The following is a 23,658-nucleotide window of genomic DNA, read 5'->3' as shown; positions in this document are numbered from 1 at the left end:
ATGTATCACGATCTCAATCTCTACATCGGCGGCGGCTGGCGCCCGGCCTCCGACCGCGCGACCAAGCCGGTGACCGATCCGGCGACCGAGGATGCGCTGGGGCTGGTTGCGGTGGCCAGCGAGGCGGACGTGGCCGATGCGCTGGCCGCGGCGGAGGCGGGGTTCCGCCTCTGGAAGTCGACCGGCACCTGGGAGCGCGCGGCGATGATCCGCAAGGTGGCCGACCTGCTGCGCGAGCGCGCCGATGCGATTGCCGCGCTGATGTCGCTGGAGACCGGCAAGCCGCTGGCCGAGGCCAGGGGCGAGACGATGGGCGCCGCCGACCAGTTCGAATGGCAGTCCGAGGAGGCCAAGCGGATCTACGGCCAGATCATCGGCAGCCGTACGCCCGACAGCCGCATGGCGGTGATCTACCAGCCGGTTGGGGTCGTCGCGGCCTTCTCGGCCTGGAACTTCCCGGCGCTGCTGCCCGCGCGCAAGATTGCCGCGGCGCTGGCGGCGGGCTGCTCGATCATCGTCAAGCCGGCCGGAGAAACCCCGGCCTCCTGCGCCGCCCTGGTCCAGGCCTGCCACGATGCGGGCATCCCGCCGGGCGTGGTCAACATGGTCACCGGCGCCTCCTCGGCGATCGCCGCGCAACTGATCGCCTCGCCCATCGTGCGCAAGGTCTCGGTCACCGGCTCCGTGCCGGTCGGCAAGCAGATCCTGCGCCTTGCCGCGGAAGGGGTGAAGAAGGTGTCGATGGAACTCGGCGGCCACGGCCCCGTGGTCGTCTTCCCCGATTTCGACCCGGTCGAAGCGGCGGAAATCTGCGCGCCGACCAAGTTCCGGAACTGCGGCCAGGTCTGCATCTCGCCGACGCGCTTCTATGTCCACGAGGACAGCTATGACCGGTTCTCCGGCCGTTTCGCCGACATCGCGAAGTCGCTGAAGATCGGCCGCGGGCTGGAGGACGGCGTGCAGGTCGGCCCGATGGCCAACCGCCGCGGGCTGGAGACCATCCAGCGGATGACCGGCGACGCGCTGTCGCGCGGCGCGGAACTGCTGGCGGGCGGCAAGGCGCCGGCCGGGTCGAACAAGGGATTCTTCGTCGAACCCACGGTGCTGGGCCGGGTGCCCGACGAGGCGCTGGTGATGACCGAGGAACCCTTCGGCCCGATTGCGCCGATCACCACCTTCCGAAGCTATGACGAGGTGATGGCGCGGGCCAATGCGCTGCCCTTCGGGCTGGCGGGCTATGTCTTTTCCAACGACCTCGGCACCGCCACGCGCGCCGCCGAGGATCTGGAATGCGGCATGGTCGGCGTCAACGAGATGCTGCTGGCCACCGCCGAGGCGCCTTTCGGTGGCATCAAGGAAAGCGGCATGGGCCGCGAGGGCGGCAGCCTCGGCATCCATGACTATCTCGACGCGAAATACGTCAAGATGCGGCTGGGGGCGCCGGCATGAGCGATACCGACCAGGGGCTGGCCCGCGGGCTGACCAATTACGGCGACCGGGACTTCTCGGTCTACCTGCGCAATTCCTTCGCCGCCTCGATGGGGTATTCGCGCGAGATGCTGAAGCGGCCGATCGTCGGCATCGCCAACAGCTTTTCCGGCTTCAACAACTGCCACCGGCATTTCCCCGAGCTGGTGGAGGCGGTGAAGCGCGGCGTGCTGATGGAGGGCGGGCTGCCCATCGAGTTCCCGACGATCTCTCTGGGCGAGGTCTTCCTGTCGCCGACCTCGCTGAAATTCCGCAACCTGATGTCGATGGACACCGAGGAGATGGTCCGCGCCCAGCCGATGGACGCGGTGGTGCTGATGGGCGGCTGCGACAAGACCGTGCCCGCGCAGCTGATGGGCGCGGCCTCGGCCGACCTGCCCGCGGTGCAGCTGGTGGCGGGGCCGATGATGACCTCGCGCTACCAGACCGAACGGCTGGGCGCCTGCACCGACTGCCGCCGCTTCTGGTCGAAATACCGCGCCAAGGAGGTCACGACAGAGCAGATCAACGACATCGAGGGGCGGCTGGCGACCACGGCAGGGACCTGCGCGGTGATGGGCACGGCCTCCACCATGGCCTGCATTGCCGAGACGCTGGGCATGTCGCTGCCCGGCACCGCGGCGATCCCGGCGGTCCATGCCGACCGGCTGCGGGCGGGCGAGGAGTCGGGGCGCGCGGCGGCGCGGATGGTCCGCACGCCGATCAGGCCGAGCCAGGTCATCACCGCGAAATCGGTGGAGAACGCGATGCGCGTGCTTCTGGCGCTCGGCGGTTCGACCAATGCGATCATCCACCTGACCGCGGTCGCGAGACGGCTGGGCATCCCGGTGTCGCTGGAAAAGCTCAACGCGCTGTCGGACACCACGCCGGTGCTGGTGAACCTCAAGCCCGTCGGCACCAACTACATGGAGGATTTCTTCTTTGCCGGCGGCGTCGGCGCGGTGCTGAGGGAACTGAAGCCGCTCCTGCATCTCGACACGCTCGACGTCACCGGCGGCACGCTGGGCGACCGGCTGGAGCAGGATGCCGGCTGGGTCGACCACCGGGTGATCGCCAAGGCAGCGGAACCGCTGGAGCCCGAGGGCGGGCTGGTCGCGCTCTTCGGCAATCTCGCGCCGCGCGGTGCGATCCTGAAGCGCTCGGCGGCCGATCCGAAGCTGTTCGAGAAGGAGGGCAGGGCGGTGGTCTTCACCTCGCTCGAGGATCTGGCCGCCCGCGTCGACGACCCGGATCTGGACATCACAGCGGACGATTTCATGGTGCTGCAGAATGCCGGGCCGCGCAGCGCTTCGGGCATGCCCGAGGCCGGCTACCTGCCGATCCCGCGCAAGATCGCCGAGACCGGGGTCAAGGACATGGTGCGGATCTCGGATGCGCGCATGTCCGGGACGGCCTTCGGCACGATCGTGCTGCATGTCTCGCCCGAAGCCTCGGTCGGCGGTCCGCTGGCGCTGGTCCGCGACGGCGACCGCATCCGCATCTCGGTGAAGGACCGCCGGATCGAGCTGCTGGTCGACGCCGCCGAACTCGAATGCCGCCGTGCCGCCTGGGTCACCACGAACGTGCCCGCCGCGGAACGGCGCGGCTACGACCGGCTCTATGCCGAGCAGGTCACCCAGGCCGACGAGGGCTGCGACTTCGGCTTCCTGCAGCCGGTGAACGAAGACACGTAACGCAAGAACAGGGAGACACCCGATGATATTCGGAGTGCCGAGAGAGGTCTCGCCCGGCGAGGCCCGGGTCGCCTTGACCCCGAAATCCGCCGGGGACATCCGGAAGCTGGGCTACGAGGTGATCGTCGAGAGCGGCGCCGGGCTGCCGGCCCGCTTCGCCGATGACGACTACCGCGCCGCCGGGGTGCGCGTGGTGCCCGATGCCGCCAGCCTCTGGCGCGAGGCGGAGATCGTCGCCAAGGTCCGGCCGCTGACCGAGCTGGAGGAGGCGCATCTGCGCGAGGGCCAGACGGTGGCCAGCTTCTTCTATCCCGCCCAGAACGGCGAGCAGCTGGAACGGATGCGGGCGAAGGGCGTGACCACGGTCGCGATGGACATGGTGCCCCGCATCAGCCGCGCGCAGAAGATGGACGCGCTCAGCTCGATGGCGAACATCGCGGGCTACCGCGCGGTGATCGAGGCCGGGAACTGCTTCGGCCGGTTCTTCACAGGGCAGGTCACCGCAGCGGGCAAGGTGCCGCCCGCGAAGGTGCTGATCGTCGGCGCGGGCGTCGCGGGGCTGGCCGCCATAGGGGCCGCGACCTCGCTGGGCGCGGTGACGCTGGCCTTCGACGTCCGTCCGGAAGTCGCCGAGCAGATCGAGAGCATGGGCGCCGAATTCGTCTATCTCGATTTCGAGGAGGAACAGACCGACGGCGCGGCCACCGGCGGCTATGCGGCCCCGTCCTCGCCCGAATTCCGCGAGGCGCAGCTGAAGAAGTTCCGCGAGCTTGCCCCCGGCATCGACATCGTGATCACCACCGCGCTGATCCCCGGCCGTCCGGCGCCGGAACTCTGGACCGCGGACATGGTTGCGGCGATGAAGCCCGGCTCGGTCGTGGTGGACCTTGCCGCCGAGCGCGGCGGCAACTGCAGCCTGACCGTCCCGAACGAGCGGATCGAGACGGAGAACGGCGTCACCATCCTGGGCTATACCGACCTGCCGTCGCGGATGGCGGCGCAGAGTTCCGAGCTCTACGCCACCAATATCCGCCACCTGCTGGCCGACCTGACGCCCGGCAAGGACGGGCAGGCGGTGCATGACATGGAGGATGACGTGATCCGCGGCGCGACGGTGACCCACCGCGGCGCCACGACCTTCCCGCCGCCGCCGCTGAAGGTGCAGGCCATCGCCGCATCGCGCCCGCGCGCGCCGGAGAAGAGCCCCGAGGAGATCGCCGCCGCGGCCGCAGCCGCACAGCGCGCCGCGGGACGGAGGCAATGGGTCCTCCTGGGCCTCGGCGCGGCGGCGATGGCGGTGATCGGGCTCTATGCGCCCACCGCCTTCATGCAGCATTTCATCGTCTTCGTGCTGGCCGTCTTCATCGGCTTCCAGGTGATCTGGGGCGTGGCGCATGCGCTGCACACGCCGCTGATGGCGGTCACCAACGCGATCTCGGGGATCATCATCCTCGGCGCGCTCCTGCAGATCCGCTTCGAGCTGCCGCTGGCGCAGCTCCTGGCGCTGGTGGCGGTCCTGATCGCCATCATCAACATCGTCGGCGGCTTCATGGTGACGCGCAGGATGCTCGCCATGTTCCGCAGGTCCTGAGGAGGAAGGACATGAACGCGGAACTTCAGACGGCTGCCTATATCGCGGCCACCGTTCTCTTCATCCTGTCGCTCGGCGGGCTGAAGAACCAGGAAAGCGCCAAGACCGCGGTCTGGTTCGGGATCATCGGCATGGCGCTGGCGGTCGGCGCCACCATCGCGGGGCCCGCGGTGCCGCTGGGCCCGATGCTGGCCCTGGTGCTCGCGGCCGGCGCCGCGATCGGCGCGCTGGTCGCCAAGCGTGTGGAGATGACCGGCATGCCGCAGCTCGTCGCGATGCTGCACAGCTTCGTCGGCCTCGCCGCGGTCTTCATCGGCATCAACTCGGCGCTGGTCCCGCCCGAGGGGCTGCCGCGGGCCGAGGCGGTGATCCACGAGGTGGAGATCTTCCTCGGCGTCTTCATCGGCGCGGTGACCTTCACCGGATCGCTGGTCGCCTGGGGCAAGCTCGCGGGCAAGCTCGACGGCAAGGCGCTGGTCCTGCCGGGGCGGCACCTGCTGAACGGCGCTATGGTCCTGGCCTCGCTCGGGCTGATGGCGGTCTTCCTCGGCGGCCATGGCGGGGCGGAGGTGCAATGGGCGCTGTGGCTGATGGCCCTCATCGCCTTCGCGGTCGGCGCGCATCTGGTGCTGGCGATCGGCGGGGCTGACATGCCGGTGGTGGTCTCGATGCTCAACAGCTATTCCGGCTGGGCGGCGGCGGCCACCGGGTTCCTGCTGGGCAACGACCTGCTGATCGTCACCGGCGCGCTGGTGGGCGCCTCGGGCGCGATCCTCAGCTACATCATGTGCAAGGCGATGAACCGGCATTTCCTCTCGGTGATCCTCGGCGGCTTCGGCACCGCCGCATCCGCCGCTGCCGCGATCGAGGGCGAGCAGATCGCCATCGATGCCGACGGCGTGGCCGCGGCGCTGGAAGAGGCCGACAGCGTGGTGATCGTGCCGGGCTACGGCATGGCGGTCGCCCAGGCCCAGCAGGCGGTCAGCGCCCTGACCCAGAAGCTGCGCGCGGCGGGAAAGGACGTGCGCTTCGCCATCCACCCGGTCGCGGGACGGCTGCCCGGGCACATGAACGTGCTTCTCGCCGAGGCGCGCGTGCCCTACGACATCGTGCTGGAGATGGAGGAGATCAACGAGGACTTCCCTGAAACCGACGTGGTGATCGTCATCGGCTCGAACGACATCGTGAACCCCGCGGCGCAGGAGGATCCGGGCAGCCCGATCGCCGGCATGCCCGTGCTAGAAGTCTGGAAGGCCAAGCAGGTCTTCGTCTCCAAGCGCGGCCAGGGCACCGGCTATTCGGGGATCGAGAACCCGCTCTTCTACAAGGAGAACACGCGGATGTTCTACGGCGACGCCAAGTCCTCGCTCGACCAGCTGCTCGGCAAGGTGGCCTGAGCCGCCGTGCCCCCGGCGCGGGCGGAACCGGCCGCCCGCGCCCCGCTGCCACCAGGGAGACGACATGATCCACCAGCTCATCTATGTCAGCCAGGCGCGCCGTCCCTTCGATGGGGCTGCGCTCGCCGGGCTTCTCGGCCACAGCCGCAGCGCCAATGCCGCAGGCGGCGTGACCGGGCTGCTGATCTACCGCGAGGACAGCGGCGGGCAGCGCGGGCATTTCCTGCAGATCCTCGAAGGCGCGGAGGAAACCGTCGAAGCGACCTGGGCGCGCATCCGGGCCGACCGCCGCCACCATTCGCTGCTGGTCCTCTCGGAAAGCACCGTTTCCGGGCGGATGTTCGGCGGCTGGAGCATGGGCTTCCGCAACGTCGACGCGGCGGACCTCGCCGCCTTCGCCGGGTTCGAGGATCTGGGCTCGGACGCGTTCTGGCAGCGCGCCCGCCGCGACGGCCTGCCCGGCGCTCTGGAGCTGCTGCGCAGCTTCTACGAACCGGCCTGAGCCGCGCAGGGTTGCCGGGCCGCTCGGAGGCTGGGCGCGGCCCCGCGCGGCCGTGCCGTGCCGAAAGGGCGGGCCGAGTCCGGGACTGCGGCCCGCCATCTGCAGCCTGGGCGACCGGAAAGGGGAGCCATCCGGCGCGCTGATCCATGCGGCGTTGCGGGAAGTTGGCCGCCGGGACCGCCCGCGACGCCATCGCCGTCCCTCCCGCCGTTGCGAGCCTGCGGAGATGGCGGTGATTCCAGGTCCGGGGCTGCGGAAGTTCCCGTCGTCCGTCTGGTCCTCAGGATAGACTGCCGGCCCGGTCCTTTCGGGCTTCGCGCGCTTCCCTGCTGCGTTCCGGCCGCGACACCTGATGTGCCGGCCGCCGCTGCCGCGATTCCGCGAGACAGAGAGAATCGCAGCCTATCCGGCGGGAGCAGGGCATTCCTGACGTCGGCGGCAACGCGGCCGCTTCGGCCGACTCCCCGCTTCTCTGCGGACATGCCGGAGACCACGGCCCTTGGATCGGCGCATGCCGACGTCACGCTGCCGTCCCCGGGAATGCGTCCGCGGCGATGGAACGCCGCCGCCGTGCAGGAGGCGCCGTCCCGGCGAAGGCCATGTCAACGGCATTCACAGCGCCGGACCATCGTGCCCTTCCCGGCCAGACCTCCGGGGTCCGGTCCGCCATCCACGTGAGATTCTCGGCCGGCCAGCATCGCGGACCGGCCCTGCCGCGGCACAAGGGGCCTGTTCCCGGTGAAGCGAACGCCCTCGAACGCCTCCTGCGCGTTCGGCCGCCCCGGCTTCGGGCTGGGACGGTGCGGGGCATCCGGTCCGGCAGCTTGTCGGCGATGCCCCATCGCGCCGCGCCGGAGGCGGGACGGGGCGCCCGGATCCTGCCGCCCATTGGCGGATGGCGCAATGCCTGCGCCGAGGAGAGGGAGTCGGCGCCGGGCCCCTGCCGGACCGGGCCGCCGGACGCATAAGCCCGGGCTTATGACGCGTCCGGCAGACGTGGATCATCCGCTTACGGCCATGGGCGGTGCGGAACTTGCCGCGGGGCGGTCGCCCGGATTGACATGGCAATTGCACAATGTGTTTCGCCGGGACGCAGGGCGGGCATGGCCGGGCCGCTTGCGGGGCCGGGCAGGCCCGCCGCAAGCAGGAGACAGACATGCCCGCATTCACCCAGCATTCCGGCGCGTCGGCCGGCCCGCTCGCATCCGCGCTGCTTTCGGCAGCGCCGGGGATCACGATCGTGCCGGGATCGGTCGTGCTGCAGGCCTCCGCGCCAACGGCCATCGGCTATTACGACGGCTCGCTCTCGCCGCTGGGCATCGGGGCGGGGATCATCCTGACCTCGGGGCGGATGCCCGGAACCGCGAACACCTCCACCTCCTTCGGCGCGGACAACGGCCAGCCGGGCAGCCCGCTGATCGACGCGGTGATCAATCCGGTCTTCAAGACGGTCTCCTACGATGCCAGCACGCTGAGCTTCCGGTTCGAGGTGACCGACCCCGCGGCGACCTCGATCAGCTTCGACCTGATCTTCGGTTCGGACGAATTCCCCGAGTGGGTGGACCAGTATGTCGACAGCGCGGTGGTCTACGTGAATGGCGTGAACTACGCCTATTTCAGCCATCACCCCGCACACCCGCTGAGCGTCATCAGCCAGAACCTTGCCGCCGGATACTACCGCAACAACAACGGCACCGGGCTCCTGCCGATCGAATATGACGGCGTGTCGAACAAGCTGACCATCGTCGCGCCGATCCTGCCGGGGCAGGTCAACGAGATCGCCATCGGCATTTCCGATACCGGCGACCACATCCTTGACAGCGGCATCATCCTGTCGGGGCTGGCGGCGGGCACGCTGCCCGGATCGGGCGTGGTGATCAAGCAGCCCGGAACCGAGACCGAGGGCGACGATCTCTGCGTCGGCACCGCTCTGTCGGAGGTGTTCGACCTCAAGGGCGGCGACGACACCGCCTATGGCGCGGGCGGCGACGACATCATGTCGGGCGGCGCGGGCAAGGACAGCCTCGACGGCGGCTCGGGCAACGACGCCCTGTCCGGAGGCGCGGACGACGACTGGCTGGAGGGCGGCGCGGGCGAGGACACCGCGGTCTTTGCCGGGGCCAGCGCCAGCTACGCCATCGGCTACGACGCCGCCAGCAGCTGCTACGCGGTCGCCTCGGGGACGGCGGAGGGCACCGACACGCTGTCGAATGTCGAGCTGGCCGCGTTTTCCGACGGGCTCTTCGCGCTGACCTCCGGCGGGCTGGTGCCTGCCGACCCGGGCGGCGGCGCGGCCAACACCCCCGGGGCGATCACCCTGTCGGGGATTGCGGCGGAGGGCCAGGTGCTGACCGCCGCGGTGTCCGATGTCGATGGCATTCCCGGCGCGGTCGCCTATGTCTGGCAGCGCTCGACCGACGGCGGGGCGAGCTGGAACGCGCTGGCGGAGACGGGCGCGGCCTACACGGTGACCGGTGAGGATGCCGGGGCGCAGCTGCGCGTGCTGGCGAGCTATTCCGACGGGCTGGGCGCGGCCGAGGCGCTGGCCAGCGACGCCAAGACGGTTACCGCGGGCGCGGCGGGGGATCTGAAGATCACGCTCCTGCAGATCGCCGCGCCGCAGGGCGCCTCGGTCGAGTCGCCGCTGACCACGCTGGTGCTGCGGGCGATCGAGCTGGGGATGACCCCCAACACCGCGCAGCAGATGGTCAAGACGGTGCTGCAGCTGCCCGGCGATTCCAGCCTGCTGCATTGGGATCCGCTGGCCGCCGTTCTGGCCGCGCCCGGGGATGCTCAGGCTCTGGAATGGCTGGGGCGGCTGCTGCAGGTGGCGATCCTGACCTCGCTGGGCGACGACGACACCGGCGCGGGGCTTGCGGTGAAGATGATCGATGCCTGGCAGGCGGGCGGCGTGCTCGACCTGGCCTCGGCCGGTGACCTGGGTGCGATCCTGGGCATCGCCCCGGTCCCGGATGCGGGCGGGAAATATCCCGAGCCGCTGAACGAGATCGAGGACCGCTGCGCCTCGATTGCCAGCATCGTCGAGGATGGCGGCACGCTGGACGATCTCGACAACGAATGGGCCGATTTCGCCTCGGTGCAGGAGGAGATCGCCGTCGGCAGCATCGCCGGGCTGGTCGTCCATATCAACCAGGCGCCGCAGGGCTGTGCCTCCGGGATTCTGGCGGGCGGGGCGGGTACGGCCGGGACGATCGCGGCGGCCGATCTGCTGGCCGGATTCGCCGACCCCGAGGGTGCCGCGCTGTCGGTCTCCGCGCTGGCGGCGGACCAGCCGGGGACGCTGCAGCAGCTTCCGGGCGGCAGCTGGAGCTTCACCCCGCTGGCGGCGGGTCCGGTCGAGTTCAGCTATGTCGTTTCCGATCCCGAGGGCGCGGGGCTGGCCGCCTCCATCGTGATGATCGTCGCGCCGAAGCCGAACACGCCGCCGGTCGCGGCAGATGACTTCGCGGCCACGGCGGAGAATGCAAGCGTCCTGATCGACGTCCTGGCCAATGACGGCGATGCCGATCCCGGCGACGTGCCGGTGCTGTCCTCGATCGCCTCGGCCCCGGCGGCAGGGACGGCGGAGATCGCCGCGGGCAAGGTGGCCTATACGCCGCTGCCGGGCTGGTTCGGCACCGACAGCTTCGGCTACCAGATCGGCGACGGCAACGGCGGGACCGACAGCGCCACCGTCACCGTCGAGGTCGCGGGACCCGAGGGGCTGTCCACGGGCCCGGTCGTGCATGACAGCAGCGGGCAGGCCTGGGACGTCGTCTTCGACATCTTCGACGCGGGCCATGTCCGGGTCGGCCGGGTCTTCGTCCATGATGACGGGCGGGTGCGGGAGATCGGCTGGCAGGACGGCGCGCTGGTGTCCAAGGTGCTCACTGACGGCGGCGAAACCGAGAACTGGCAGAGCATCTCGACCAGCTACGGCGGCTCGGGCGCGATGACGGGGCGGGTGACCGTCTACGATGCCGGCCGGATTGTCGATCAGACCTTCCAGGACGGGGTCCGCATCGCCCAGACGGTCACGGATGGCGGCGGACTGAGTGTCTGGCACACCATGTCCAGGACGTATGCTGCCGATGGCACACTGACCGGCAGCACGCGGGTCTTCGACGACGGCCACGTGATCGAAACGGTCTATGGCGGCGGCATCCGCAGCAGCGAGAGCTGGAGCGATCCCGGGGACGCCTTTGTCTGGTCGGCGCAGAGCTTCGCCTTGGACGCGTCCGGCACGATCGCGGCGCGGACCCTGGAACTGGACAACGGCGTGCTGCGCGAATTCGCCTATGCCGGCGGGGTTGTTTCGAAGGTGGCGCAATCGGATTTGGCCGATGCCTTCGACTGGTCCATCCAGCTGCGCAGCCATGACGCCCAGGGCACGGTCCAGTCCGAGACGGTCGTCTATGACGACGGCCGGATTTTCGTTCTGGATTATGCCGGCGGCCTGCCGTTCCACGGGCTGATGAGCGACCCGGATGATGCCTGGTCCTGGGCGGCGAAGGAGTATTTCTACGGCCCCGGCGGAGCGCTGCTCGATGTCGTGGTCACGCCGGATCCGCTGGCCGTCGCCTGATCCCGCAGCCGCGCGCGCGTTGACGCGGCGCATCGCGGCCGGCTAGCCATTGGGGCAGCAGCCGGAGAGCCGGGATGACCGCAGGGCGAGAGACTGCCGTCCGTTCGCGGCGCCGCCCCCGCTGGGCGGCGCGCCCCGGCGAAATTGTCCGGCGGCTGGGCCTGATCGGCGCGGTGGGCCTGCTGCAGGCGGGCTGTGCCGCCTTCTTCCTGTCAGACGTGCTGCGCGACATCTCGGCGGCGGGCTTCACCGCACATCTCGACGTGGAGCTGGCCGCGGCACTGGCGCTGGTCGCGGGGTCGCTGGTCGCCTTCCGCGAAGTGCGGGCGGCGCTGCGCCGGGCCGCGGCGGCCGAGCGGTCGCGGCAGTTCCTCTCGGGCGCTTTCGGCACGCTCTTCCGCGAGCGCTGCGACGCCTGGAACCTGACCCCGGCCGAGCGCGACGTCGCGCTCCTGCTGGTCAAGGGCTTCGACCCGGCGGAGATCGCGGCGCATCGCGGCACGGCCCTCGGCACGGTGCGCGCCCAGCTCGCCCGGGTCTACGGCAAGTCAGGACATTCGGGCCGCGGCCAGTTCGTGTCCGTCTTCATCGACGACCTGCTCGACATCCCCGATCCGGAGGCGGACTGACGGCAGGGCAAGTCTGGCGCCTGGCCGGGTGTGCAGAGGTGCGACAGGGCGTGTGCCGGCTGCGGGACGGGCATGCAGCGTCCCGCAGCATATCCGCAGCGGTAGCGGCATCCCTGGGCTTTTCCTGCCGTGCCGGCCGACGGCCTCCGGAACCGCTGGACGGCTCCCGCTTGCCGAAGCGCAAACGGGCAAAGCGAAGCAGAGGCCGGTGGCCGGGGCGCCGACATCGGACCCGCCCGGCGGTGTCCCCTTCGCCAGGCAGTTGTTGCGGGCTCGGTGAGGACCAACCTCTGTCCTGTGCTGGACAGCGGCTCCTCGCGGGCGGCCGGAATGCCGGGGCTGGGCAAGGCGGTGCGCCTGCATCCGATCCGTCCGGGCAGCGGGGGGCCGGTTGCCGCCATCCCGAACCGGTGCGGGGGCAGTCGCAGAGGCGGGCGGAAGAACCGCCGCCGCTTTCGGCCGACAGGGCGGCGGTGCGACGGACCGGGGGCAAGGGCGCAAGGCCGCCCGTCCGGAACGGCAGACCGCCAGCCGCGTCCATGTCCCGCTACGCAGTGCCCTTCCGCAGGAAATCGATCTGCAGAAACAAGATGCGCCGGTGTTCCGGGGCGCCGCAGCCGGGGATCGAGCTGCTTGGCAGGGGACCTGCGGCGGCGGCGGACGGCAGGCTGCCGCGCGGCGGTTTTGCGGGCCCGGACACGAGAATGTCATTGCCGCGGCGCGGCAATGACCGGCATCATTGGCCGGACGTCATCAGCCTCGGCCCGCCACGGGCCGGAAAGGGAATCGCAGCCTTGTCCTTGCCCCGGATCCTCCTCGGCCTCTGTCTCGTCGGCGCGGCGGGCGCGGCCGGTTTCCTGCTGACCGATGACAGGCTCTCCGCCGCGGTGCCCGCCGGAGGCGCCGGGTCCGGCCGGGCGCCCGTCGCCGTCGCCGTCGAGACCGTGCCGGTGGCGTCCATGCGCTTCGCCGACACGGTCGAGGCCGTCGGCACCACGCGGGCGCGCCAGTCGGTGGTGCTTCAGCCCTCCGCCTCAGGGCGGGTCACCGAGATCGGGTTCGCCGCGGGCGACAAGGTCGAGGCGGGCGCGGTGCTTCTGCGGCTCGAGGACGACGTGGAGCGCGCCGCCCTCGCCTCGGCCGAGGCGACGCTGGCCGAGGCGGAGGCCGCCTTGGACCGGCAGGTGCGGCTCGAACGCTCCGGCAGTTCCTCCGAGGCGGCGCTGGACACCGCGCGGGCGGCGCAGCTGCGCGCCGAGGCGGCCCGCGACATGGCCTTGGCCGAGCTGCGCGACCGCAGCCTGCCGGCGCCCTTTGCCGGGGTGGTCGGGCTGACCGGCCTGTCGCGTGGCCAGATGGTCGATAGCGGCACCGAAGTGGCGACGCTCGACGATCTCGGAACCATCGAAGTCGCCTTCAGCGTGCCGGAACGCTTCCTGTCGCGGCTTGCCCCCGGCCAGGCGGTGACGCTGGCCTCGCCTGCCTGGCCCGGCACGGAATTCCGCGGCCGCCTCGCGGCGATGGACACGCGGGTCGACCCTGCGACGCGCTCGCTCGCGCTCCGGGCGGAGGTGCCGAACGGCGACGGGCGGCTGCGGCCGGGCATGTTCCTGCGGGTCTCGCTGCTGCTGTCGGAACGCAGCGCCCAGGCGGTGCCGGAACGCGCGCTTCAGGTCTCCGGCGCGCAGAGCTTCGTCCACCTGGCGGAGAACGGCACGGCGCGGCGGGTTGAGGTCGCCACCGGTGCGCAGGACGCGGGCATGGTGGAGATCGGCGGCGGGCTGCCCGACGGCGCGCAGGTGATCGTCACCAACCTCCACCGCATCTCCGACGGCACCGCGGTCGAGGTCCTGCCGCTTGCCGCCGCCGGAGCGGCGCCATGAGCCTGCCCGACCTGTCGATCCGCCGTCCGGTGCTGGCCACGGTGGCCAATCTGCTGATCGTGCTGATCGGCGCGATGGCGCTGTCGCGGCTGCCGGTTCGCGAGCTGCCGCAGGTGGATGCCGCCCGGATCACGGTGGTAACCAAGTACTCCGGCGCCGCGCCGGACGTGGTCGATGCGCAGGTGGCCAGCGTGATGGAGGGCGCGCTGGCAGGCATTCCCGGGCTGGAGAGCATGGAGACCCGCAGCCAGCGGGGCCGGGCGCGCACCGTGCTGACCTTTTCCGCCTCGCGCGACATCGAAGCGGCTGCGAATGACGTGCGGACCGCCGTCGACCGCGCGGCGCGCGACCTTCCCGACGGGGCCGATCCGCCGGTCGTGCGCAAGAACGACGACCAGGGCGACCCGGTGCTGCGGCTGTCGCTGTCCTCGCCCGGCATGACGCCGCTGGAGCTGTCGGACTATGCCGACCGCTACATCACCGACCGGCTGGCGCGGCTGCCGGGCGTCGCCAATGCGGCGATCTTCGGCGAGCGCGCGCCGGCCATGCGGATCTGGCTCGATGCCGGGCTGATGGCCTCGCACGGGGTGACCACCGGCGACATCGCCTCGGCGCTGCAGGCGAACAATGTCGAGCTGCCCGCGGGCGAGATCGAGACCGGCGCGCGGCAGATCCAGCTGCTGGCGCGCACCCGCATGGGCTCGGCCGGGGAATTCGCGGCGCTGCAGATCCGCGATGACGGCGCGCGGCCGCTGCGGCTGGGCGATGTCGCGCGGATCGAGGCCGGGCCGTCCTCGGCGGACAGCTTCTTCCGCTCCGGCGGCGTCACCGGCCTGGGCCTCGGCATCCAGCCGCAGGCCCAGGCCAATACCGTGGCCATCGCCAGGGAGGTGCGCGCCGAGCTGGAGCGGATGCGCCCGGCTCTGCCGCCGGGGATGGAGATCGCCATCACCACCGACGAGGCGCAGTTCATCGAGACCGCGCTGCACGAGGTCGCGCAGGTCTTCGCCGAGGCGGTGCTGCTGGTGACGGCGGTGATCTTCCTGTTCCTCGGCTCGGCGCGGCTGTCGCTGGTCCCGGCGGTGACGATTCCGGTGTCGATCCTCGGCGCGGCGGTCGCGATGGGGCTGCTCGGCTTTTCGGTCAACATCCTGACGCTCTTCGCGATGATCCTCGCCATCGGCCTGGTCGTGGACGACGCCATCGTCGTGCTGGAGAACATCCAGCGCCACCGGCGGATGGGCGAAAGCCCGGCCGAAGCGGCGCGCAGGGGCGCCAACCAGGTGAATTTCGCGGTCATCGCCACCACCGCCGTGCTGGTCGCGGTCTTCCTGCCGGTCAGCTTCATGGAAGGCGAGATCGGCCAGCTCTTCGCCGAGTTCGGCATCGTGCTGGCGGTCGCGGTGACCGTCTCGGGCTTCGTCGCGCTGACCCTTTCGCCCGTGCTGGCGGCGCGGCTGATGCCGGAGCAGGACCGTCCCGGCCTGCTGACCCGGACCGTCGACCGCGCCATGGCCGGGCTGGAGCGCGGCTACCGCGCCGGGCTGGGCGCCGCGCTGCGCCTGCCGGAACTGGTGCTGGCCCTGGCCGTGGCGGCCGTGGCGGCCAGCTTCGCGCTCTACCAGTCGCTGCCGCAGGAGGTCACGCCGGAAGAGGACCGCGGCCAGTTCCGCATCTTCGTCACCGCGCCGCAGGGCTCCAGCCTGGCGGCCACCGATGCCGCCGCGCGCGAGGCCGAGGCGCTGCTGGCACCGCTGCGCGAGGCCGGGACCGTCGCCACGGTCACCTCGATCGTCGGGCTCTGGGGCGATCTGCGGCGGGCGATGATCTTCGTCAACCTCGTCCCCTGGGAAGAGCGCGGCCAGAGCGTGCGCGAGGTGATGGACGGGCTGCGCGGGCCGCTGTCGCGGATCGCCGGGGCGCAGACCTCGATGCGGCCCTCTTCCGGGCTGGGGATCGGCGGCGGCCGCGGCGGGCTGCAATTCATGCTGGGCGCGCCGGACATCGACCGCGCCGCCGCCTGGGCGGAGGACCTGCAGCCGCTGCTGGAGGCCGATCCGGCGCTGTCGGGGGTGGAGATCGGCCATGCCGCCAACCAGCCGGGCGCGACGATTTCGGTGGACCGGCTGCGGGCGCAGGATCTGGGCTTCGACGCGCAGGCGGTGTCCTCGGCGCTGCAGATGCTGGTCGCCTCGCGGACGGTGGGCGAATATTCCGCTGACGGGCGGCAGTATCCGGTGATCCTGCAGGCCGCGCCCGAGGACCGCGACAACCCGGCCGACCTGATGTCGATCCTGCTGCGCAACAGCCGTGGCGACCTGATCCCGCTTTCCGCCTTCGCCACCATCGAGGAAACCGCGAACGTCCCCGCGATCAACCGCTACGACCGGGTGCATTCGGTGCCGATGGAGGCCGATCTGGCCGCCGGGGCCGATCTGGCCGAGGTTATGGACCGGGTGCAGGGGATGGTGGCCGGGCTGCCCGCCGGAGCGGCGCTGGCCTGGAAGGGGCAGGCGGCGAATTTCCTGAAATCCTCGGGCGGCATGGCGACGGTCTTCGGCCTGGCGCTGGCCATCGTCTTCCTCGTCCTCGCGGCGCAGTTCGAGAGCTTCCGCACGCCGCTGGTGATCCTGCTGACCGTGCCGCTGGGCCTTGCGGGCGCCGTGCTGTCGCTCTGGCTCGCGGGGCAGACGGTCAACATCTTCAGCCAGGTCGGGCTGGTGCTGCTGGTCGGGCTGATGGCCAAGAACGGCATCCTGATGGTCGAGTTCGCCAACCAGCTGCGCGAGGAGGGCCGCGCGCTGCGCGATGCGGCGGTCGAGGGCGCCGTCACCCGGCTGCGTCCCGTGGCCATGACGACCATCGCCACGGTGCTGGGCGCGGTGCCCCTGGCCACCGCCTCCGGCGCCGGTGCCGAGGCGCGGGTGGCCATCGGCACGGTGATCGCGGGCGGCCTGAGCGCGGCCTTCGTGCTGACGCTGTTCGTGACGCCGGTCGTCTATGTCCTCGTCGAAGGCATCCTGCCCAGGCGCACCGCGCAGGCCGCGCCGCAGCCGGCCGAGTGACCGGCGCGGCGGGCCGGGGCGCCGGCCGCCTCAGGCCAGGTGCTGCCCGAACCAGTCCAGCGTGCGCTGCCAGCTCAGCTCCGCGGCCTCGGCGTCGTAGCGCGGGGTGCTGTCATTGTGGAAGCCGTGGTTCACGCCGGGATAGACATGCGCCTCGTAGGTCTTGCCCTGCGCCTTCAGCGCCGCCTCGTAATCCGGCCAGCCCTCGTTGATGCGGGTGTCGAGCTCGGCATAGTGCAGCAGCAGCGGCGCCTCGATCCGCGCCACGTCGGCTGCCGCCGCCTGCCGCCCGTAATAGGGCACCGAGGCGGAGAGCTCGGGATAGGCGACGGCCAGCGCGTTGCAGACCCCGCCGCCGTAGCAGAAGCCGACGCAGCCGACCTTGCCGGTGCTGTCTGGCCGGGCCATCAGGTGCTCGAACCCGGCGAAGAAGTCGTTCATCAGCTTCTCCGGATCGACGGTGCGCTGCAGCTCCCGCCCCTCGGCATCGTTGCCCGGATAGCCGCCGACCGATGTCAGCCCGTCAGGCGCAAGCGCCATGTAGCCCGCCTTGGCCAGCCGCCGCGCCACGTCCTCGATATAGGGGTTGAGGCCGCGGTTCTCGTGCACCACCAGCACGGCGGGCAGGGGCCCCTCGGCCGGGGTGCCGTCCTGCGCGGGCTTGGCCAGGTAGCCGCGCACCTCGCCATTGCCGGCGGGGCTCTGATAGGCGACGTATTCCGCGAAGATGCCGGGGTCGTTGAAGCTGACCTGCTCGGCCAGCGCGTAATCCGGGCTCAGCATCTCCAGCAGCGCCAGCGCGGTGACGCCGCCCACGGCATATCGCCCGGCGCGGTCGAGGAACTCGCGCTTCGTGATCCGGCCATGGGCGTAGTAGTCGTAGAGATCGAGCAGGTTCTGGTCGAAATCGGCCGCGGTCATCCGGCGCGTCTGGGCGTCTTTGCTCATCATCGGGCTCCCTCTTGATGCGGCCGCTCTCCGGCGCCGCCGTGGCAAAGGTAGCACGATGCCGCCGTTCCGACAGTCCGCCGCCCAGCTTCCGCCTTCCGCTCCGCCTGCAGCCAAGCTTTCCGGCCCGTGGGCGACGCGCCCGAACTGGCCGAGCTGGCGGGAATGGAGATGGCCGCCGCGCCGTCCGGTGGCGCCGAAGGCGATCTGGTCGGCATGCTGCGTCCGGGGATCGGGCAGCGCTTCGCGAAGGAACATCCGCCACACCTGATCCAGGGCGTTGACGCGGGCCGGGCTGGCTTCCGGCGACTGCACCGGCCATCTCCGATCCGTGCTCCTCGGGCGGGTCCTTGACCGAGCAGATCTCCAGCTCGACGACCCTGGCATGGTCGGCGATTTGGATGGTGCATTCGCCGGTTTTGAGGATGTTGCGCCCGGTATCCCAGGGCGCGCCGCCGGGCTTGCACGCGATCCCCACCGCCATGATCGCCGGATCGTGGGTCAGGATGCCGAAGAAGCCGAACGCCCCGGCATTGGCCCGCCCGCCCGCCGGAAGCGTGTTCACCAGCGCGATCGGGCGCGGGGTGACGGTGCCGATCGGCAGCCTGCAGCGCTCGCGCGGCCCGAGCGCGCCGACATCGAAGGACACCGCTTTCCTGCGCTCCTCCAGGCGGGCGGCGGGATGTCCGCGGCAGCAGGCCGGGCGGAAGCCGGATCATGCGGGTCTCCGCCGGCGGCGGATGCCGGCCCCAGCGTGGCGCCGTCCGGCGGGACCGCCAAGCGGACCGATTGTCCGCGCCGCCGGGCGGAGATTGACACCGCGCGCGAAAGCAGGATGTCTCGGGACAGCCAGGAGCCTGCCCATGTCCGAACCGACCTTCCTCGACCGCGTCCGCAACAGCCTTGACGGGCTGCACCCGGCGGAGCGGCGGCTGGCGGTGTTCCTGCTGAACTTTCCCGGCGAGCTGGCCGCCTATACCGGCCAGGAGCTGGCGGCGCTGGCCAATGTCTCGGCGCCCACCGTGTCGCGCTTCATCAAGCGGATCGGCTACGCCAACTACGAGGAGGCGCGCCGCCATGTCCGCACCGCGAAGCGGACCGGTGCCGCGCTCTACATGGTGGCGGCCGGCGAGGACAGTCCGGAGGAGATGCTGCGCACCCATCTGCGCCAGGCCGAGACCAATCTCGGCCAGACCTTCCTGACCCTGCCCGCTGCCGAGATCGAGACCCTCGCCGCGGCGGTGCTGGCGGCGCGGCGGGTCTGGATCGCCGGTTTCCGCAGCAGCCAGGCCATGGCCAGCTACCTGCACTGGCAGATCTACCAGGTCTGCCCGCAGGCGGCGGTGATCCCGGCGGGCGGCCAGACCATGGCCGAACATGTCGCCGCCATCGAGCCGGAGGACTGCGTGATCGTGTTCGGCATGGCGCGCCGCCCGCAGGGGCTGCCCGCGCTGATCGAGGCGCTGAAGGGGCGCGGGGCGAAGGTCGCCTATGTCTCCGACGAGGGCGCGGAGCGGCGCGACGACCTGGACTGGCACATGCAATGCGCCACGCTCGCGCCGGGACCGCTCTACAGCCACGTCTCGGCCATGCTGCTGATGCAGGTCCTCGCGACGCGGATTCTCCAGCTTTCGGGGCTGGAGGGGCGGCGCCACCAATCGGTGATCGAGGAACTGCACCGGGATCTGGGCGAGCTCTGACCGGTCCGGCGGCTGGCGGGCCGCGGAAGAACCGGCGCAGGAAGACATTTTCCGTTTTTGCTTTCCGTGAAATCATGATTTCATTCAGCGACGACAAATCTTTGCCCGCCGGAGCTACGCAATCGCCAGTCCCGCTTCCGCGCCGCGCCGCTGTCCAAACGGTCCGGCATTTTCCGTCCCTGATGCCGGCCGATGCCGGTGGCCGGCGGCCTTCGTTCCGGGAAAGCGACATTCCCGCCCGCGCGCCGGCCATGCCGCAGCCAAGCGGCCTCAGCCCGGCGACTTGGCTGTCCTCCGGGCGGTGGCGGGACCTGCCCGCAGGACGTGCGGCCTGCATCCATCCCCTCGCGGCAACGGTCATGGGGCCATGTGGCCTATGCCGAATGCCCATGGCCGCATCGGCTGCATCCTTGGCGGAATTCGCAGCGGGAATGGCTCGCCCGGACTTGGTGCGTTAGCCGACGGGCCGCTGGGGACAGGCGGCAGGCCGTCCGCGCCTTCCGTCGCAGCTCGGGGGATGCGCATGCCCGAACCCGCCGGGCGGAGCCTTCGGTCTGCGCCGCCCCGTTCCAGGACGGTCTTCTGCGCCATCCCGTTCCGAGTGGCGCGGCGCGCAGGCGCTGCGCCGCGGCCACCGACGACGAATGCGGGGAAGGCAAATGCGTTGTCTCCGGCAGTCCGGCCCCGTAGCGATGTCCTGCCCTTCCTGCCAAGGCTAGCCCGTGGCACGGGACCGCGGCGCCGTCGCGGCAAGGCTTGGTTCCGTTTTGCCGCACCGGCTGCCACTGCTTTCCCGGCGTTCTGTCTCGCCGGACCGGAACCATATCGGGCGCTGCGGCCCGTCCCGGTCTGCTGCAAGTGCCGGGAGACGGCAAAAGCTCAAGGCGCGCGTCATGCGCGGCAATCGATCGGCCCGGAGGCGATGGGAGAGACACAATCCGGCCCGGGGCAAAGCGCATCGGCTTTTGCCCGGCAGGCCTGCCTTGGCCGCGGCCAGAAGCAGAGCGCGCGGCCTCTCCCGGCGCGCTCCCCCGAGGCGGTGCCTTGCCGGGGCGTGCCGCTGTGCCGCCAACAGGCCGAGGGCAAGGCCGGAGACCTGCCTGCGGACTTTGGGCCGGCTGCCTGGTCCGTCGGCCGACTCATGGCGCCAAGCCCGGACTTCCCGCCCGGCGGCAGGGCGTGTCCGCCAAGCGGACAGGCCCGGGGTCTCCGGCGCATCCGGTCCCGGTCCCTTCAGTCCCCGCTTGACCGGCGTGCGCTGGCAGACGGACGCGGAAGTCGTGGCGGAGGTCTCTCCGTCTCCGTGTTGGCCATGCAGTCCAGGGGCCGGGCCAAAGGCGTCGAACTGGCGGGAAGGCGGATGGCAGGCGGCGCAAGGGCGCAGCCGGCGGTCACCGCGAGGCGGAGCGCCGGGAATGTCCCGGTCATGCGCCGCAACGCAGCGGCCTCGGTCCCGCCGGAGGCGGCGGCATGACCCTGCGCCTTGCCCTCCTGAACCCGAACACGAATGCGGCGACCACAGCGATGATGGCTGCCATCGCCGCGGCGAACGTGCCCCCAGGCATCCGCGTCGAGGGCCATACCATGGCGCTGGGACCGCCGGTGATCACCGAGGAGAAGGCGCTGGCCGAGGCGGGCGGGCAGGTCGTGGCCGTGGGACGCAGCCTGGCTGCGGACGGGGCCGCGGGCCTCCTGGTCGCGGCCTTCGGCGATCCGGGCCTTGGGCGCCTGCGGGCCCGCGCATGCATCCCGGTCACTGGGCTCGCCGAGGCGGGCATGGCAGAGGCGGCACGGCACGGGCGCTTCTCGATCATCACGACGACGCCGGCGCTGCGCGGGTCAATTCTCGGCAAGGTCCGGGCCTACGGCCATGAGGGGCAGCTGGTCTCGCTGCGCATCTCCGCCGGGGATGTGGCCGAGACGATGTCGTCTCCCGCGCGCATGGCCGAGGCCCTGGCGGCGCTGGCACGGGACTGCGCGCGGGAAGGGGCGCAGGCGGTGCTGGTCGGCGGCGGTCCGCTGGCCTCGGCTGTCCCGGCGGTGGCCGCCAGCTGCCCGCTGCCGGTGATCGAACCGGTCGCTGCCGGGACACGGCGTCTGGCGGCGCTGATGGCGGGGGCGACCTCCGGCGACCGCGGCCGCGTGCTCTGAGGCTGTCCGGTCCGGGCCACAGGCAAGCTGCCCGAACACGGCACGTGCCGCGGATGACGGCCGGCTGGGGCATCGTTGCGGAACGCTTTAGCAGGCCGAGCGCTCTCGCATATGTCCGCGAGGTCGGCCGCACGGGATGGCGGACCGCCGAAGGCCGGTTGCGCAGAGGCGCGCGGGGCTTCGCGCCGCCAATCCAACTTCATGACTGGCGGGCATGATCCTGTCGGCAAGGACCGCGTGCAAGACCGCCAGCGGGCGCCCGTCGCGCGCCGTCGCGGCGCCGCCGGTCCGTGCGCAGCAGCGGTAGAGCGACTTGGACGCTTTGGCCGACCGGGCCGCGCTGTCCAATCGGGTGTTCGCTGGCGTCTCTCTTGGGGCAGCGCAGTCTTCCGCCCTGGCCATGGGCCGCCGGCCGCGCTTGTGCTTCGCTCTTCCGTGGCTCCATGATCCCGGGCCGGGTCGTCCGGATGTTGCTGGTTCGGCCGGACGGAACCGATTGCCGTCGGGCGCCGCGCGCGTTCGGGCCTGCCGCGCGGCTTCCGGCAGGAGCGGTGCTTGGAGGAGCGGAACAGCGCTTCGGGATAGGGACTGGCTGCCGGATTTGCCATGGCGATAGCGCAGCTGGCGGTTGGGGCGCATGACATCGACAACGAGGTATCCCTCTGCCTGCAGCCCCGCGCGACAGCCCCGCGCCGTAGGAGCCAGTCCAGTCGATTCCAAAGGCCGCCGCCGGGCCAAGACCCGCCGCCCAGGCTTCGAAGTCGCGGCAGGCTTGCGGCGTCGCGGGCACCGTGACCTCGCCGAGGCGGACTCCGCGCATGTCGATCGCGACGGCGACATGGCTGGCTTTGCCCGTATCAAGACCGATTGTCACAGGATCCATGATGTCTCCCTTTTCTGAATGCTCCGGGCACCGCTCGGAGAGGACGGAACTGCGAGCGCACATTGACCGTCAGGCTCCCATGAAGTCACATCTCGCGCGGTGCGCCGGAGCAACCTGACGGCCGACAAGTCAATCCGAGGACGCTGGGTCAACCGTTGCATGGGTCAGTCCGCCAGGCAGCATCGATATGTTCACATTCATTTTTCGTCCGCGGGCGGCTGAAGGACGCCGAGACGCAGGGCCCCTTCATTGCCGCTCTCATGGGACTGCCCTTGCCGATGGGCCGGACAACGCATTCGCGACGCATGCCGCCGCCGGAGGGTGCGTTCGAACTGGGACGCCGAATTTTCGACGGGTTTCGCGTGCCGGCCCGCCCAGCCGACGATCTTCCTGCTGCCGATGTCGGTGATCCCGTAGAGGCGGAAACCCCGGTCCGTGGTCTGTCCCGGCAGCCAGACGATACGCCACGTCCAGTCTTGGCGCGGTCCCATCGCCCCGAAGAGCGCGCGCTCGCGGCGGCGGTTCAGGCCGTGGACACGCAACGCAGGGCAATGGCTGGATCCGGTGCGGATGGACGTCCCGCGGTCTGCCAGCGGCGCAACGATCCGGTGCAGCGGCAGGTTGGAGGCTGCGGGCAGGGCACGGGTGACGACGATGCCGAAGGGCTCGTCATGGGACAGCCAGTTCGCGCGCTCCGGGACGGTAGCCGCCTTCGCGGGTGCCGCGGGCCGGGGCGCGTCGGCGGAAAATGGTCTTCGGGTGCGGGCCCGGCTCTTCTCAGGTTGCCGTGCGGTGTACCCCCCCCTTCGGCGGCGGACCCATCCGCGAGCTCCGCGATTTTCAGGCGATCCGGAGCGGAGGCGGTTCGTCCTATCCGTCCGCCCGACCGCTGCATGCATGCCCCGGCGCGTTCCGCGCTTCGGGGCCTTCCGCCGGACCGCCCGACCCGGCCAATGGCCGAGCGCATGTCTCCCAGGATCGCCGCCGCCTTCCTGCTATGACCGCCGAGCGCGGCGGACTCCGCCAGAGCATTATCGCTAGGCCCTGTTGACAAAAGGGATTCACAGCCGGTCGCCTCCGTGATTCAAGATCGCCGTTGCGACGGAGGTGATCTTGGCGCGGAATCTGATGACCAACGAGGAATGGCGGTTCTTCGAGCATTT

Annotated in this window: 13 protein-coding genes and 1 pseudogene; 11 read left to right on the top strand and 3 right to left on the bottom strand. The window is 71.0% G+C overall.

Annotated features, from left to right (window positions below; genetic code table 11):
• The 9 genes from HCC78_RS19255 to HCC78_RS19215 all read left to right on the top strand — a co-directional run bounded on the left by HCC78_RS19255 (position 1) and on the right by HCC78_RS19215 (position 16,813).
• Positions 1–1,449 carry an NAD-dependent succinate-semialdehyde dehydrogenase gene (locus HCC78_RS19255; RefSeq protein ID WP_172330415.1) on the top strand — a complete coding sequence of 483 codons (1,449 nt, stop codon included), beginning with the start codon at positions 1–3 and terminating at the stop codon, positions 1,447–1,449.
• The gene (locus HCC78_RS19250) at positions 1,446–3,161 is read left to right on the top strand and encodes a dihydroxy-acid dehydratase (protein ID WP_172330414.1); all 1,716 of its coding nucleotides are present in this window, start codon (positions 1,446–1,448) and stop codon (positions 3,159–3,161) included. Before HCC78_RS19255 ends, HCC78_RS19250 begins: the two co-directional genes overlap by 4 nt.
• Positions 3,162–3,183: 22 nt before the next feature.
• On the top strand, positions 3,184–4,752 hold the full coding sequence (locus HCC78_RS19245; RefSeq protein WP_172330413.1) for a Re/Si-specific NAD(P)(+) transhydrogenase subunit alpha: 1,569 nt from the start codon (positions 3,184–3,186) through the stop codon (positions 4,750–4,752).
• Positions 4,753–4,763: 11 nt separating this feature from the next.
• Complete coding sequence (locus HCC78_RS19240; RefSeq protein WP_172330412.1) at positions 4,764–6,149, top strand: NAD(P)(+) transhydrogenase (Re/Si-specific) subunit beta; 1,386 nt, start codon at positions 4,764–4,766, stop codon at positions 6,147–6,149.
• 64 nt (positions 6,150–6,213) lie between these two features.
• The gene (locus tag HCC78_RS19235; RefSeq protein WP_172330411.1) at positions 6,214–6,651 is read left to right on the top strand and encodes a BLUF domain-containing protein; all 438 of its coding nucleotides are present in this window, start codon (positions 6,214–6,216) and stop codon (positions 6,649–6,651) included.
• Positions 6,652–7,807: 1,156 nt separating this feature from the next.
• Positions 7,808–11,236: a choice-of-anchor L domain-containing protein gene (locus HCC78_RS34605; RefSeq protein ID WP_216671228.1), complete on the top strand. Its 3,429-nt coding sequence runs from the start codon at positions 7,808–7,810 to the stop codon at positions 11,234–11,236.
• Positions 11,237–11,310: 74 nt separating this feature from the next.
• On the top strand, positions 11,311–11,865 hold the full coding sequence (locus HCC78_RS19225) for a hypothetical protein (RefSeq protein WP_172330409.1): 555 nt from the start codon (positions 11,311–11,313) through the stop codon (positions 11,863–11,865).
• Between the two features lie 800 nt (positions 11,866–12,665).
• The gene (locus HCC78_RS19220; protein WP_172330408.1) at positions 12,666–13,748 is read left to right on the top strand and encodes an efflux RND transporter periplasmic adaptor subunit; all 1,083 of its coding nucleotides are present in this window, start codon (positions 12,666–12,668) and stop codon (positions 13,746–13,748) included.
• On the top strand, positions 13,745–16,813 hold the full coding sequence (locus HCC78_RS19215) for an efflux RND transporter permease subunit (RefSeq protein WP_172330407.1): 3,069 nt from the start codon (positions 13,745–13,747) through the stop codon (positions 16,811–16,813). Before HCC78_RS19220 ends, HCC78_RS19215 begins: the two co-directional genes overlap by 4 nt.
• Positions 16,814–16,843: 30 nt before the next feature.
• Here HCC78_RS19215 and yghX read toward each other — a convergent pair whose 3' ends face one another.
• The gene (gene yghX / locus HCC78_RS19210) at positions 16,844–17,761 is read right to left on the bottom strand and encodes a YghX family hydrolase (RefSeq protein WP_172330447.1); all 918 of its coding nucleotides are present in this window, start codon (positions 17,759–17,761) and stop codon (positions 16,844–16,846) included.
• A gap of 325 nt (positions 17,762–18,086) precedes the next feature.
• Positions 18,087–18,410: pseudogene (locus HCC78_RS34900) on the bottom strand (flavin reductase); the annotation flags it as partial.
• A 214-nt stretch (positions 18,411–18,624) separates the two neighbouring features.
• Here HCC78_RS34900 and HCC78_RS19200 point away from each other — a divergent pair.
• Together HCC78_RS19200 and HCC78_RS19195 are read left to right on the top strand one after the other, a co-directional pair.
• The gene (locus HCC78_RS19200; protein ID WP_172330406.1) at positions 18,625–19,461 is read left to right on the top strand and encodes a MurR/RpiR family transcriptional regulator; all 837 of its coding nucleotides are present in this window, start codon (positions 18,625–18,627) and stop codon (positions 19,459–19,461) included.
• A gap of 1,470 nt (positions 19,462–20,931) precedes the next feature.
• On the top strand, positions 20,932–21,612 hold the full coding sequence (locus HCC78_RS19195; RefSeq protein ID WP_172330405.1) for an aspartate/glutamate racemase family protein: 681 nt from the start codon (positions 20,932–20,934) through the stop codon (positions 21,610–21,612).
• Positions 21,613–22,692: 1,080 nt separating this feature from the next.
• On the opposite strand, the gene HCC78_RS19190 is transcribed toward HCC78_RS19195, so the two are convergent.
• Positions 22,693–23,394: a hypothetical protein gene (locus HCC78_RS19190; protein ID WP_172330404.1), complete on the bottom strand. Its 702-nt coding sequence runs from the start codon at positions 23,392–23,394 to the stop codon at positions 22,693–22,695.
• Positions 23,395–23,658 lie beyond the last annotated feature (264 nt).

Source organism: Mangrovicoccus sp. HB161399 (genome assembly GCF_013184745.1).
Taxonomy (GTDB): Bacteria; Pseudomonadota; Alphaproteobacteria; order Rhodobacterales; family Rhodobacteraceae; genus Mangrovicoccus.
The sequence above is the reverse complement of the archived record's forward strand: the minus strand, read 5'-3'. Positions and strand labels throughout refer to the sequence as shown.

Coding starts and splice junctions, on each gene's coding strand:
- HCC78_RS19255 (WP_172330415.1), top strand. CDS start 1: ATGTATCACGATCTCAATCTCTACATCGGCGGCGGCTGGCGCCCGGCC.
- HCC78_RS19250 (WP_172330414.1), top strand. CDS start 1,446: ATGAGCGATACCGACCAGGGGCTGGCCCGCGGGCTGACCAATTACGGC.
- HCC78_RS19245 (WP_172330413.1), top strand. CDS start 3,184: ATGATATTCGGAGTGCCGAGAGAGGTCTCGCCCGGCGAGGCCCGGGTC.
- HCC78_RS19240 (WP_172330412.1), top strand. CDS start 4,764: ATGAACGCGGAACTTCAGACGGCTGCCTATATCGCGGCCACCGTTCTC.
- HCC78_RS19235 (WP_172330411.1), top strand. CDS start 6,214: ATGATCCACCAGCTCATCTATGTCAGCCAGGCGCGCCGTCCCTTCGAT.
- HCC78_RS34605 (WP_216671228.1), top strand. CDS start 7,808: ATGCCCGCATTCACCCAGCATTCCGGCGCGTCGGCCGGCCCGCTCGCA.
- HCC78_RS19225 (WP_172330409.1), top strand. CDS start 11,311: ATGACCGCAGGGCGAGAGACTGCCGTCCGTTCGCGGCGCCGCCCCCGC.
- HCC78_RS19215 (WP_172330407.1), top strand. CDS start 13,745: ATGAGCCTGCCCGACCTGTCGATCCGCCGTCCGGTGCTGGCCACGGTG.
- yghX (WP_172330447.1), bottom strand. CDS start 17,761: ATGAGCAAAGACGCCCAGACGCGCCGGATGACCGCGGCCGATTTCGAC.
- HCC78_RS19200 (WP_172330406.1), top strand. CDS start 18,625: ATGTCCGAACCGACCTTCCTCGACCGCGTCCGCAACAGCCTTGACGGG.
- HCC78_RS19195 (WP_172330405.1), top strand. CDS start 20,932: ATGACCCTGCGCCTTGCCCTCCTGAACCCGAACACGAATGCGGCGACC.
- HCC78_RS19190 (WP_172330404.1), bottom strand. CDS start 23,394: ATGCATGCAGCGGTCGGGCGGACGGATAGGACGAACCGCCTCCGCTCC.